The following is a 12328-nucleotide window of genomic DNA, read 5'->3' as shown; positions in this document are numbered from 1 at the left end:
ACGCCCTAGCCACGAGTCTGCCCATGCTTGCCAAACGCATCATCCCCTGTCTTGACGTCACGGGAGGGCGCGTCGTCAAAGGCGTGAACTTCGTGGAACTGCGCGATGCGGGCGACCCGGTGGAGATCGCCGCGCGCTACAACGCCCAGGGCGCGGACGAGCTGACCTTCCTGGACATCACGGCCACCAGCGACGGGCGCGACCTGATCCTGCCCATCATCGAGTCCGTGGCCAGCCAGGTCTTCATTCCGCTGACCGTGGGCGGTGGCGTGCGCACCGTCGAGGACGTGCGCCGCCTGCTCAACGCCGGCGCCGACAAGACCAGCTTCAACTCGGCCGCCATCGCCAATCCCGATGTGATCAATGCAGCCTCGGACAAGTACGGCGCGCAATGCATCGTCGTGGCCATCGATGCCAAGCGGCGCACGGCCGAGGACGAGCAGCGCATCGGCGCCGATGGCCGCGCCGCCGGCCCCGGCTGGGACGTGTACAGCCACGGCGGACGCAAGAACACCGGCCTGGATGCCGTGCAGTGGGCCACCGAAATGGCGCGCCGCGGCGCGGGCGAGATCCTGCTGACCAGCATGGACCGCGACGGCACCAAGTCCGGCTTCGACCTGAAGCTCACGCGCGCCGTCAGCGACGCCGTGCCCGTGCCCGTGATCGCCTCGGGCGGCGTAGGCTCGCTGGACGACCTGGCCGATGGCGTGACCCTGGGCGGCGCCGACGCCGTGCTGGCCGCCAGCATCTTCCACTACGGCGAATTCACCGTGGGCCAGGCCAAGCAGCGCATGGCCGAGCGCGGCGTGCCCGTGCGCCTCTGATACGGCGCGTCGGCGGACTCCTTCATTTCAGTTTTCCATGGCGCTCGCGCCGCCCACAACCCATGAAACCGGCGCGGCCCAAGGGACCAGGGACAGCGAGCAAGGGCCGCCCCGCAGCAAGGCTGTCGTCTCCCTCCCGCGCAGCGAGAGAGGGGGAAGGCGCGAAGCGACTCAGGGGGTGTATTTTCAATCCAGGCAATTCCTGACAATCCTGTCACAGGGATGCCCACCCAGGATATTCACAATGCAGGCAATGAACTGGCTAGATCAAGTCAAATGGGATGCGCAGGGCCTGGTGCCCGTGATCGCGCAGGAAAAGGACACGGGCGACGTGATGATGTTCGCCTGGATGAACCGCGAGGCCCTGGCCAAGACGGCCGAGCTGGGCCGCGCCGTCTACTTCAGCCGCTCGCGCAACAAGCTGTGGTTCAAGGGCGAGGAATCGGGCCACGTGCAGACCGTGCACGAGGTGCGCATCGACTGCGACAACGACGTGGTCCTGCTCAAGATCACCCAGACCGGCCACGAGCCCGGCATTGCCTGCCACACGGGGCGCCACAGCTGCTTTTACAGCGTGCTGCAGAACGGCCAGTGGCAGGCCGTCGATCCGGTCTTGAAAGACCCCGAATCGATCTACAAATGAATTCCACGACCATGAACGACACCACAAACACTTCCTCGCAGGACGCGCTGGCGCGCCTGGCCGCCGTCATCGAAAGCCGCAAGCCCGCCAACGGCGGCGACCCCGACAAGAGCTACGTTGCCCGCCTTCTGCACAAGGGCCCCGATGCCTTTTTGAAGAAGATCGGCGAAGAGGCCACCGAAGTGGTCATGGCCGCCAAGGACGCAGACCATGGCGGAGACGCCGGCAAAATCCTCTACGAAGTGGCCGATCTGTGGTTCCATAGCATGATCGCCCTGGCCCACTATGGCCTGACGCCCGCCCAGGTCGTTGCCGAGCTGGAGCGCCGCGAAGGCACCAGCGGCATCGAGGAAAAGGCGCTGCGCAAGGCCCAGGAACGTGATGTGAACGAGAAAGGACCGCTGCCATGAATGACGATTACATCGAAGTCCGTGCCCTGGACCAGTCCCGCATCGAAGGCCTCAAGGCCTGGGGCTGGGTCAGCTACCTGCTGCACCTGGTGGTGGCCGTGGCCGCCGTCGTGCCGGGCGCACAGCCCAGCATTGCGCTGCTGGTGATCGCCCTGATCATCGACCTGGTCAAGCGCGGCGACGCCGAAGGCAGCTGGATGGCGAACCACTTCTCGTGGCGCATCCGCAGCGTGATCTGGGCCGGCATCCTGTACCTGGTCACGGCGCCGCTGTGGCTGCTGTTCTTCGTGCCCGGCTGGATCGCCTGGACCGTCATCTCCATCTGGTTCCTCTACCGCATCGTGCGCGGCATGGTCGCCATGAACCGCAACCAGGCCGTGGACCGCTGAAGGCCCCCGGGCAAACCGCCATGACTCCGACCCCGACCTGCAAGATCAACCTCGCCCTGCAGGGCGGGGGCTCGCACGGTGCCCTGACCTGGGGCGTGCTCGATGCGCTGCTGGAAGACGGCAGCCTTGTCTTCGACGGCATCAGCGGCACCAGCGCCGGTGCCATGAATGCCGTGGCCCTGGCCCAGGGCTTTGCCAAGGCTGCACGCCAGGAAAGCGATCCGGTGGCCGCCCAGGCGCTGGGGGCCGAGCTGGCCCGCGCCACGCTGACCGAACTCTGGGAAGGCGTGGGCACCATGGGCAGCCTGATGTGGGGCGCGCCCCTGCCGGGCAGCCCCTTCATGGGCGTGCTCAACCAGTTCTTCTCGCCCTACCAGACCAACCCGCTGGACATCAACCCGCTGCGCAAGCTGCTTGAACGGGTCGTGGACTTCGAGGCGCTGACGCATCCGCCCGTGGAAGGCGTCGTGCCCAAGGTCTTTGTCTGCGCCACCAATGTGCGCACGGGCCGGGGCTGCATCTTTTCGGGCAGAAAACTCAGTGCCGACGCGGTCATGGCCTCGGCCTGCCTGCCGCAGCTGTTCAAGGCCGTGGAAATCGACGGCGAGCCCTACTGGGATGGCGGCTTTTCGGGCAACCCGGCGCTATACCCGCTGATCTACGGCACGGCGTCCAGCGACATCCTGCTGGTACAGATCAACCCCATCGAGCACACCGATCTGCCCAACACGGCGGCCGACATCATGGACCGCATGAACGAGGTCACCTTCAACGCCGGCCTGCTGGCCGAGCTGCGCGCCATCGAGTTCGTCAAGCGCCTGCTCGAGCAGGGCAAGCTGGACCCGACACGCTACAAAAAGGTGCTGCTGCACCGCGTGGACGGCGGCTCCGTGCTCAAGGGCTATGGCGCCTCGACCAAGACGCGCTCCGACATGCGCTTCGTGCGCGAGCTGTTCGAGCTCGGACGCGAGCAGGGCCAGCAGTGGCTCCAGCAGCACCGCAGCGACATCGGCGTGCGCCAGACGCTGCGCATCAACGACAATCCGGCCTGATTTCCAACCTACCGCCAGCCTCCCAGGATTCCTGTAGCGCCATGCACGACCACGACCCGAACTGCCTGTTTTGCCGCATCACCAAAGGCGAGATCCCTTCCCGCAAGGTCTATGAGGACGAAGACGTCTTCGCCTTCCACGACATCCATCCCGGCGCGCCCATCCACTTCCTGATGGTGCCCAAGAAGCACATCCCCTCCATGGCCCAGGTCCGGGCCGAGGACGCCCCGCTGCTGGGCCGCCTGATGGCGCTGGCGCCCCGCCTGGCCGCCGAGCAAGGCTGCAACCCGTACCCCGACGGCGGCTTTCGCCTGGTGGTCAACACGGGCACCGAAGGCGGCCAGGAAGTCCACCACCTGCACATCCACGTCATGGGCGGCCCCCGCCCCTGGCTCAAGGGCTGAAACACGCCGCCTGCGGCAGGCGGCTGCCGCCCGGCACAGGATGGCCCGTCTCTTGCTTGAGACACTCCCTGTTTCTTGCGTCGGCCAAACGGCTTTTGTGGGGCCTTGCGAACTGCCGCCACGGCCCGGCGTCTAAAATGACCTGCAATTCTTAGGAGAGATTCTCATGGGCTCGTTTTCCATCTGGCATTGGCTGATCGTCCTGGCCATCGTGGTTCTGGTGTTCGGAACCAAGAAGCTGAAGAACATCGGTTCCGACCTTGGCGGTGCAGTCAAGGGCTTCAAGGACGGCGTGAAGGACGGCTCGACCTCCACCGACACTCCCGCAGCCGCTCCCGGCCAGGTCGCCGGCCAGACAGCCACCGACAAGACCACCATCGACGTCGAAGCCAAGCAAAAGAGCTGATGGTCCGCAAGCCAAGCCTCCATGTTTGATATCGGTCTGTCCAAGATGGCGCTCATCGGCGCCGTGGCTCTCGTGGTCATCGGCCCCGAGAAGCTGCCGCGCGTGGCGCGCACCGTCGGCACCCTGCTGGGCAAGGCCCAGCGCTATGTCTCCGATGTGAAGGCCGAGGTCAACCGTTCGATGGAACTCGACGAGTTGCGCAAGATGAAGGACACCGTGGAGGGCGCGGCGCGAGACGTCGAGCAGTCCATCCACACTTCGGCCGCCAACTTCGAGAAGGACTGGAACGAGTCCACGGCATCGCTCAACGGCACGTCTTCCTCGTACGACTCCTCTTCCTACGGCTCCGACAGCGATACGTACAGCGCCGTGGCGCCGGCCTACCGTCACCCGGGCAAGAACTGGCGCCTCAAGCGTGCCGCCGTGCCCCAGTGGTACAAGGCCCGCGCCGGTGTGCGCACCAAGGCGCAGTCGGGCGCGGCGCGCGTGGCGCGCTTTCGCCCCCAGAAGTCCCGCTGAAGATGCCGGCGCGCCGCGGGCCACGAGGCAACCAGCCCAGCCTCTGCCACCCGGGCACCCGCCATTGCCGAATCCTGCCCGATCCGTCGGGCTTTCTGCTTTTCACCCCAGGTCCGTGGATGCCCTTGCGGCCCGCCGCGGTTTCGCACCATGTCCGACATTCCACCTAAAGACGACGAGCTGGCAGGCACCGAGCAGCCTTTCGTCCAGCACCTGATGGAGCTGCGCGACCGCCTGCTCTATTGCATCTACGGCATCGGTCTGGCGATCGCCGTGCTCGCCGTGTGGCCCGGCCCCAACGGGCTGATCGACTTCATCGCCCACCCGATCAAGGCGCACATGCCGCCCGATGCCAAGCTCATCGCGGTGGGCGTGTTCACGCCCTTCTTCGTACCGCTCAAGGTGCTGATGATGGTGGGCGTACTGGCCGTGCTGCCCTGGATCATGTACCAGATGTGGGCCTTCGTGGCGCCCGGCCTGTACAGCCATGAAAAGCGCTTTGCGCTGCCGCTGATCATCTTCGGCAGCCTGCTGGCCTATATCGGCATCGCCTTCGTGCAGTTCTTCGTGCTCGACAAGATGTTCGCCTTCATCCAGGGCTTCACCCCGGACAGCGTGGCGGCCACGCCGGACATCGCCTCCTATGTGGAGGCCATCCTGTCGCTGTACCTGGCCTTTGGCCTGGCCTTCCAGGTGCCCATCGTGGTCATGCTGCTGGTGCGCTTCGGCCTGGTGGACATCGCCAAGCTCAAGTCCTTCCGTGGCTACTTCATCGTGGTGGCCTTCATCATCGCCGCCGTGGTCACGCCGCCCGACGTGATCTCCCAACTGGCCCTGGCCGTGCCCATGTGCATTCTTTACGAGATCGGCATCCTGGGCGCCGGCTGGTTCAGCCGCGTCTCCAAGGCGCCGGAAGAAGAAGCCGAGCCCGGCACCGCAGTGGACAAGCCGGCAGAGGATAAACCCTCCCCCTGAGTCGCTTCGCGCCTTCCCCCAGAGGGGGACGACACCCTCGGTGCGGGGCGGCCCTTCCTCGGTGTCCCTCGCTTTAGGGCGCGCCAGTTTCAAGGGCCTACGCTGAAACACGAGGAATCTGTAATAAAAAGCCCTTGGTTCATCACCAAGGGCTTTTTCTTTGTCTATGGCCAAGCCCCTTCCGGGGTTGGCATCTCACCGAGGCAGGTCGGACGCGCCCATCAAGAATTCATCGATGGAGCGAGCGGCCTGGCGGCCTTCGCGGATGGCCCAGACCACCAGGGACTGGCCGCGGCGCACGTCGCCGGCGGCGAAGAGCTTGGGCACGCTGGTGGCGTAGCCGCCCGTGAAGTCGGTGGTGGCCTTGGCGTTGCCGCGTGCATCCTTGTCCACGCCAAAGGCATCGAGCACGGCCTGCACGGGGCTGACAAAGCCCATGGCCAGCAGCACCAGGTCGGCCTTGAGCACCTGCTCGCTGCCGGGCACCTCGACCATCTTGCCGTCCTTCATTTCGATGCGCACGGTCTTGACGGCCGTGACCTGGCCCTTCTCGCCGATGAATTCCTTGGTGGCGATGGCGAACTCGCGCTCGCAGCCTTCCTCGTGGCTGGAGCTGGTGCGCAGCTTGATCGGCCAGTAGGGCCAGACCAGGGGCTTGTTCTCCTGCTCGGGCGGCATGGGCATCAGCTCGAACTGGGTCACGCTGACGGCGCCGTGGCGGTTGCTGGTGCCCACGCAGTCAGAGCCCGTGTCGCCGCCACCGATGACGATGACGTGCTTGCCATCGGCCCGCAGCTGGCCCTTGAGCTTGTCGCCGGCGTTGACCTTGTTTTGCTGCGGCAGGAACTCCATGGCGAAATGGATGCCCTTGAGTTCACGGCCGGGCACGGGCAGGTCGCGCGACTGCTCGGCACCGCCGGTCAGCAGCACGGCATCGAACTCGGCCATGAGCTGCTCGGGGCTCACGGTTTCCTTGGCCCAGTTGGTGACCTTGGAGTCTTCGCCCAGGCCGTCCTTGCCCGCCACCAGCACGCCGGTGCGGATCTTGACGCCTTCGGCCACGAGCTGCTCCACGCGGCGGTCGATGTGCGACTTCTCCATCTTGAAGTCGGGAATGCCGTAGCGCAGCAGGCCGCCGACGCGGTCGTTCTTCTCGAACAGCGTGACATCGTGGCCGGCGCGCGCCAGTTGCTGCGATGCGGCCAGGCCTGCGGGGCCTGCGCCGACCACGGCGACCTTCTTGCCGGTCTTGCGGCTGCTGGGCAGCGGCTTGACCCAGCCTTCGGCCCAGGCACGGTCGATGATGGCGTGCTCGATGGACTTGATGCCCACGGCGTCGTCGTTGATGTTCAGGGTGCAGGCGGCCTCGCAGGGCGCGGGGCAGATGCGGCCCGTGAACTCGGGGAAGTTGTTGGTGCTGTGCAGCACGGCGCTGGCGCTCTTCCAGCCGCCGTGGAAGACCAGATCGTTGAAGTCCGGAATGATGTTGTTGACCGGGCAGCCGTTGTTGCAGAACGGCGTGCCGCAGTCCATGCAGCGCGCGCCCTGGATCTTGGCCTGGCTGTCATCGAGGCCGATGACGAATTCCTTGTAGTGCTTCACGCGCTCGACGACGGGCGCGTAGCCCTCCTCGAGGCGTTCATATTCCATGAAGCCGGTGGTCTTTCCCATGATTCGTTGTCCTGATGTGTGGGGTGCAGGGATGGATGCGGGCTGCTGCCCGCATCCTTCGCTTCCTTTGACGACCTGCGCAAGAAGGAATCTGGCGGGCGGCCTGCCAAAAGGCACGGCGCCGGGTCTCATCCTGTTTGCGCAAGTCCTGCTTTATTTGGCGGCCACGGCTTCCTTGGCGTGTTCCTCGACCTCGGGCGTGGCGGGCTCTTCCATCACCTGGCGCTCGTACATCTCGGACAGGGCGCGCTTGTACTCGCTGGGGAAGACCTTGACGAACTTGGAGCGGGCCGCCGCCCAGTTGTCCAGCAGGTCGCGGGCACGCTTGGAGCCGGTCCAGCGGCTGTGCGCCTCGATCAGTGCACGCAGCTGGCGTTCGTCGGTTTCGCGGCGGTGCCAGACGGCGGGCGAGACCTGGGCCAGGTGCTCGTCGTGGGGCAGCACCTGGTCCAGCGAGACGGACGCCTTGTTGCAGCGCTCGGCGAAGCGGCCATCCTCGTCATACACATAGGCCACGCCGCCGCTCATGCCGGCCGCGAAGTTGCGCCCCGTCTTGCCCAGCACCACCACGGTGCCGCCGGTCATGTATTCGCAGCCGTGGTCGCCCACGCCTTCGACCACGGCCGTGGCGCCCGACAGGCGCACCGCGAAACGCTCGCCGGCAACGCCGCCGAAGAAGGCCTCGCCGCTGGTGGCGCCGAACATCACGGTGTTGCCGACGATGGTGTTGGTCGTCGTGTCGCCGCGGAATTCATGGCTGGCATGCACCACCACGCGGCCGCCGGACAGGCCCTTGCCCGTGTAGTCATTGGCATCGCCGCGCAGGTTCAGCGTGATGCCGTTGCACAGGAAGGCGCCGAAGGACTGGCCGCCGGTTCCCTCGAAGTGGATGCGGATGGTGTCATCCGGCAGGCCTTCGGGATGCACGCGCGTCACGGCACCGGAGAGCATGGCGCCCACGGAGCGGTTCACGTTGCGCGCCACTTCCATGATGCGCACGCGCTCGCCGTTCTCGATGGCCGGCTTGCAGCGCTCGATCAGCTTCACGTCCAGCGCCTTGTCCAGCAGGTGGTCCTGGCGTTCGACATGGAAGCGCGCCACGTCGGCGGGCACTTCGGGCTGGGCGAACAGGCGCGAGAAGTCCAGGCCCTGGGCCTTCCAGTGCTGCAGGCCCTTGCGGGTGTCCAGCAGGTCGGAGCGGCCGATCAGGTCGTCGAACTTGGCAACGCCCAGCTGGGCCATGATCTGGCGCACTTCCTCGGCGATGAAGAAGAAGTAGTTCACCACATGCTCGGGCTTGCCCGAGAACTTGGCGCGCAGCACCGGGTCCTGCGTGGCCACGCCCACGGGGCAGGTGTTCAGGTGGCACTTGCGCATCATGATGCAGCCCTCGACGACCAGGGGCGCCGTGGCGAAGCCGAACTCGTCGGCACCCAGCAGCGCGCCGATGACGACGTCGCGGCCGGTCTTCATCTGGCCGTCGGCCTGCACGCGGATACGGCCGCGCAGGCGGTTGAGCACCAGGGTCTGCTGGGTCTCGGCCAGGCCGATTTCCCAGGGCGAGCCCGCATGCTTGATGGACGACCAGGGCGATGCGCCCGTGCCGCCGTCGTGCCCCGCGATCACCACGTGGTCGCTCTTGCACTTGGCCACGCCGGCCGCGATGGTGCCCACGCCCACTTCGGACACGAGCTTGACCGAGATGTCGGCGTGCGGTGCCACGTTCTTCAGGTCGTGGATCAGCTGGGCCAGATCCTCGATGGAGTAGATGTCGTGGTGGGGCGGGGGCGAGATCAGGCCGACGCCGGGCACGGAGTGGCGCAGCTTGCCGATGTAGTCGGACACCTTGCCGCCGGGCAGCTGGCCGCCTTCGCCGGGCTTGGCGCCCTGGGCCATCTTGATCTGCACCTGGTCCGAGGACGACAGGTATTCGGCCGTGACGCCGAAGCGGCCCGATGCCACCTGCTTGATCCTGGAGCGCAGCGAGTCGCCGTCCTGCAGCTCGATGTCGGCCTCGACCTTGTCGGCGCCGATGATGGAGCCCAGGGTCTCGCCCTTCCTGATCGGGATGCCCTTGAGCTCGTTGCGGTAGCGCTGGGGATCTTCCCCGCCTTCGCCGGTGTTGCTCTTGCCGCCGATGCGGTTCATGGCCACGGCCAGCGTGGCATGGGCCTCGGTGCTGATCGAGCCCAGGGACATGGCGCCCGTGGCAAAGCGCTTGACGATGTCCTTGGCCGATTCGACCTGGTCCAGCGCAATGGCCTTGGCCGGGTCGAACTTGAACTCGAACAGGCCGCGCAGCGTCATGTGGCGCTTGCTCTGGTCGTTGATCAGCTGGGCGTATTCCTTGTACGTGCTCCAGTTGTTGGAGCGCGTGGAATGCTGCAGCTTGGCGATGGCGTCGGGCGACCACATGTGCTCTTCGCCACGGGCGCGCCAGGCGTATTCGCCGCCGGCGTCCAGCATGGTTTCCAGCACGGGATCGTCACCGAAGGCCGCGCGGTGGTTGCGGATGGTTTCCTCGGCGATCTCGAAGACGCCGATGCCCTCGACGCGGCTGGCCGTGCCGGTGAAGTACTTGTCCACGGTGTCGCTGTTCAGGCCGATCACCTCGAACAGCTGGGCGCCGCAATAGGACATGTAGGTGGACACGCCCATCTTGGACATGATCTTGGACAGGCCCTTGCCGATGGCCTTGACGTAGTTGTAGATGGCCTTGTCGGCCGACAGGTCGCCGCCCAGCTCCTTGTGCATGTCGGCCAGGGTTTCCATGGCCAGGTAGGGATGCACGGCCTCGGCACCGTAGCCCGCCAGCACGGCGAAGTGATGCACTTCGCGCGCCGTGCCCGTTTCCACGACCAGGCCGGCCGTGGTGCGCAGGCCCTCGCGCACCAGGTGCTGGTGGATGGCCGACAGCGCCAGCAGCGCGGGGATGGCCACCTGGGTGGCGCTCACATGGCGGTCGCTGATGATCAGGATGTTGGCGCCGCCCTTGATGGCGTCCACGGCCTGCGCGCACAGCGATGCCAGCTTGGCTTCCACGCCCTGCTTGCCCCAGGACAGCGGGTAGGTGATGTCGATCGTTGCGCTCTTGAACTTGCCCTGCGTGTGGCGTTCGATGTCGCGCAGCTTGGCCATGTCGGCGAAGTCCAGCACCGGCTGGTGCACTTCCAGGCGCATGGGCGGGTTGACCTGGTTGATGTCCAGCAGGTTGGGCTTGGGTCCGATGAAGGACACCAGCGACATCACGATGGCTTCGCGGATGGGGTCGATCGGCGGGTTGGTCACCTGCGCGAACATCTGGCGGAAGTAGTTGTACAGCGGCTTGTTCTTGTCCGACAGCACGGCCAGCGGGCTGTCGTTGCCCATGGAGCCTATGCCTTCCTCGCCGTTCTTCGCCATGGGGGCCAGCAGGAACTTGATGTCTTCCTGCGTGAAGCCGAAGGCCTGCTGGCGCTCGAGCAGCGGCAGGCTGGCGGCCTCGGGGCCGGCATGGGTGTCACTGCCCACGCTGCCCAGCTTGATGCGCAGGTTCTCGATCCACTGCTTGTAGGGCTTGGTGTTGACGATGTTGGCCTTGAGCTCGTCGTCCTCGATCAGGCGGCCCTGCTCCAGGTCGATCAGCAGCATCTTGCCGGGCTGCAGGCGCCACTTGCGCACGATGGAGCTGTCGGGCACGGGCAGCACGCCGGCTTCCGAAGCCAGGATGACCAGGTCGTCATCGGTGATCACGTAGCGCGAGGGGCGCAGGCCGTTGCGGTCCAGCGTGGCGCCGATCTGGCGGCCATCGGTGAACACGATGGAGGCCGGGCCGTCCCAGGGCTCCATCATGGCGGCGTGGTATTCATAGAAGGCGCGGCGGCGCTCGTCCATGGACTCGTGCTGCTCCCAGGGCTCGGGGATCATCATCATCACGGCCTGGCTGATGGGGTAGCCGGCCATGGTCAGCAGTTCCAGGCAGTTGTCGAACGTTGCCGTGTCGGACTGGCCAGCGAAGCTGATGGGATAGAGCTTCTTGAGGTCCTCGGCCAGCACGGGCGAGGCCATCACGCCCTCGCGCGCCAGCATCCAGTTGTAGTTGCCGCGCACGGTGTTGATTTCACCGTTGTGGGCCACGTAGCGGTAGGGGTGGGCCAGCGGCCACTCGGGGAAGGTGTTGGTCGAGAAGCGCTGGTGCACCAGGCCGATGGCCGAGACGCAGCGCTCGTCGGACAGGTCGTTGTAGTACACGCCCACCTGGTCGGCCAGCAGCAGGCCCTTGTAGACCACGGTGCGGCTGCTCATGCTGGGAACGTAGTATTCCTTGCTGTGCTTGAGCTTGAGGTTCTGGATGGCGGCGCTGGCCGTCTTGCGGATCACGTACAGCTTGCGCTCCAGCGCATCCTGCACGATCACGTCGGCGCCGCGGCCGATGAAGACCTGGCGCAGGATGGGTTCCTTTTCCTGGACCGTGGGCGACATGGGCATGTCGCGGTTCACGGGCACATCGCGCCAGCCCAGCAGGACCTGGCCTTCGGCCTTGATGGCGCGTTCCATCTCCTGCTCGCAGGCCAGGCGCGAGGCATGTTCCTTGGGCAGGAAGATCATGCCCACGCCGTACTCGCCCGCGGGCGGCAGGGCCACGCCCTGCTTGGCCATCTCTTCGCGGTAGAGCTGGTCGGGAATCTGGATCAGAATGCCCGCGCCATCGCCCATGAGCTTGTCGGCACCCACGGCGCCGCGATGGTCGATGTTTTCGAGGATCTTGAGCGCGCCGGTGACGATGTCATGGCGCTTGACGCCCTTGATATGTGCAACAAAGCCGAGGCCGCAGGCGTCGTGCTCGTTGCTCTTGGAGTACAGACCGTGGTCTTGGAGATGCTTGATCTCGGCAGCCGTCGTCATGGCGGAATCCTCAAATTTTTCGCAGGGAACGCAAGATTAAGGCAAGGCATCACCTCATGCAATAAATTTATATAAGGGTCAGATCCCAATTAATTCCAGAACAAAAAAATCGGAAATTAATAAGGGACATATTTATTTCACAAAGACCTGC

At 65.6% G+C, this 12328-nt stretch carries 11 protein-coding genes; 9 read left to right on the top strand and 2 right to left on the bottom strand.

Annotation, left to right across the window (positions count from 1 at the left end; translation table 11 throughout):
- Positions 1-23: 23 nt before the first annotated feature.
- From hisF to tatC, 9 genes are all read left to right on the top strand, one after another.
- The gene (hisF, locus tag ACFPFG_RS24225) at positions 24-824 is read left to right on the top strand and encodes an imidazole glycerol phosphate synthase subunit HisF (protein WP_183019423.1); all 801 of its coding nucleotides are present in this window, start codon (positions 24-26) and stop codon (positions 822-824) included.
- Between the two features lie 244 nt (positions 825-1068).
- Positions 1069-1467, top strand: coding sequence for a phosphoribosyl-AMP cyclohydrolase (gene hisI / locus ACFPFG_RS24220; protein ID WP_013800785.1), 399 nt, complete (start codon positions 1069-1071; stop codon positions 1465-1467).
- Entirely contained in the window at positions 1464-1877 is a 414-nt protein-coding gene (locus ACFPFG_RS24215) for a phosphoribosyl-ATP diphosphatase (RefSeq protein WP_380108617.1), read from the top strand. Before hisI ends, ACFPFG_RS24215 begins: the two co-directional genes overlap by 4 nt.
- Entirely contained in the window at positions 1874-2266 is a 393-nt protein-coding gene (locus ACFPFG_RS24210; RefSeq protein WP_013800783.1) for a DUF4870 family protein, read from the top strand. Before ACFPFG_RS24215 ends, ACFPFG_RS24210 begins: the two co-directional genes overlap by 4 nt.
- A gap of 20 nt (positions 2267-2286) precedes the next feature.
- Positions 2287-3318 carry a patatin-like phospholipase family protein gene (locus ACFPFG_RS24205; protein ID WP_013800782.1) on the top strand — a complete coding sequence of 344 codons (1032 nt, stop codon included), beginning with the start codon at positions 2287-2289 and terminating at the stop codon, positions 3316-3318.
- Positions 3319-3359: 41 nt separating this feature from the next.
- Complete coding sequence (locus ACFPFG_RS24200; RefSeq protein ID WP_183019427.1) at positions 3360-3722, top strand: histidine triad nucleotide-binding protein; 363 nt, start codon at positions 3360-3362, stop codon at positions 3720-3722.
- A gap of 166 nt (positions 3723-3888) precedes the next feature.
- Positions 3889-4128 carry a Sec-independent protein translocase subunit TatA gene (tatA, locus tag ACFPFG_RS24195; protein WP_183019428.1) on the top strand — a complete coding sequence of 80 codons (240 nt, stop codon included), beginning with the start codon at positions 3889-3891 and terminating at the stop codon, positions 4126-4128.
- 21 nt (positions 4129-4149) lie between these two features.
- A complete protein-coding gene (gene tatB / locus ACFPFG_RS24190) occupies positions 4150-4647 on the top strand; it encodes a Sec-independent protein translocase protein TatB (RefSeq protein ID WP_012207353.1) in 498 nt (165 codons plus the stop codon).
- A 150-nt stretch (positions 4648-4797) separates the two neighbouring features.
- Complete coding sequence (tatC, locus tag ACFPFG_RS24185) at positions 4798-5622, top strand: twin-arginine translocase subunit TatC (RefSeq protein ID WP_012207354.1); 825 nt, start codon at positions 4798-4800, stop codon at positions 5620-5622.
- Positions 5623-5817: 195 nt separating this feature from the next.
- Here the strand turns inward: tatC and ACFPFG_RS24180 are convergent, their stop codons facing one another.
- Together ACFPFG_RS24180 and ACFPFG_RS24175 are read right to left on the bottom strand one after the other, a co-directional pair.
- A complete protein-coding gene (locus ACFPFG_RS24180) occupies positions 5818-7293 on the bottom strand; it encodes a glutamate synthase subunit beta (RefSeq protein ID WP_183019429.1) in 1476 nt (491 codons plus the stop codon).
- Positions 7294-7446: 153 nt separating this feature from the next.
- On the bottom strand, positions 7447-12177 hold the full coding sequence (locus tag ACFPFG_RS24175; protein WP_380108612.1) for a glutamate synthase-related protein: 4731 nt from the start codon (positions 12175-12177) through the stop codon (positions 7447-7449).
- Positions 12178-12328 lie beyond the last annotated feature (151 nt).

Origin of the sequence: Delftia deserti (assembly GCF_042653485.1) — a bacterium.
Classification (GTDB): Bacteria; Pseudomonadota; Gammaproteobacteria; order Burkholderiales; family Burkholderiaceae_C; genus Comamonas; species Comamonas acidovorans.
The sequence above is the reverse complement of the archived record's forward strand: the minus strand, read 5'-3'. Positions and strand labels throughout refer to the sequence as shown.

Excerpts from the sequence above, each read along its gene's own strand:
- hisF (WP_183019423.1), top strand. The coding sequence starts at position 24 with ATGCTTGCCAAACGCATCATCCCCTGTCTTGACGTCACGGGAGGGCGC.
- ACFPFG_RS24205 (WP_013800782.1), top strand. The coding sequence starts at position 2,287 with ATGACTCCGACCCCGACCTGCAAGATCAACCTCGCCCTGCAGGGCGGG.
- hisI (WP_013800785.1), top strand. The coding sequence starts at position 1,069 with ATGCAGGCAATGAACTGGCTAGATCAAGTCAAATGGGATGCGCAGGGC.
- ACFPFG_RS24200 (WP_183019427.1), top strand. The coding sequence starts at position 3,360 with ATGCACGACCACGACCCGAACTGCCTGTTTTGCCGCATCACCAAAGGC.
- tatA (WP_183019428.1), top strand. The coding sequence starts at position 3,889 with ATGGGCTCGTTTTCCATCTGGCATTGGCTGATCGTCCTGGCCATCGTG.
- ACFPFG_RS24175 (WP_380108612.1), bottom strand. The coding sequence starts at position 12,177 with ATGACGACGGCTGCCGAGATCAAGCATCTCCAAGACCACGGTCTGTAC.
- ACFPFG_RS24210 (WP_013800783.1), top strand. The coding sequence starts at position 1,874 with ATGAATGACGATTACATCGAAGTCCGTGCCCTGGACCAGTCCCGCATC.
- tatC (WP_012207354.1), top strand. The coding sequence starts at position 4,798 with ATGTCCGACATTCCACCTAAAGACGACGAGCTGGCAGGCACCGAGCAG.
- ACFPFG_RS24180 (WP_183019429.1), bottom strand. The coding sequence starts at position 7,293 with ATGGGAAAGACCACCGGCTTCATGGAATATGAACGCCTCGAGGAGGGC.
- ACFPFG_RS24215 (WP_380108617.1), top strand. The coding sequence starts at position 1,464 with ATGAATTCCACGACCATGAACGACACCACAAACACTTCCTCGCAGGAC.
- tatB (WP_012207353.1), top strand. The coding sequence starts at position 4,150 with ATGTTTGATATCGGTCTGTCCAAGATGGCGCTCATCGGCGCCGTGGCT.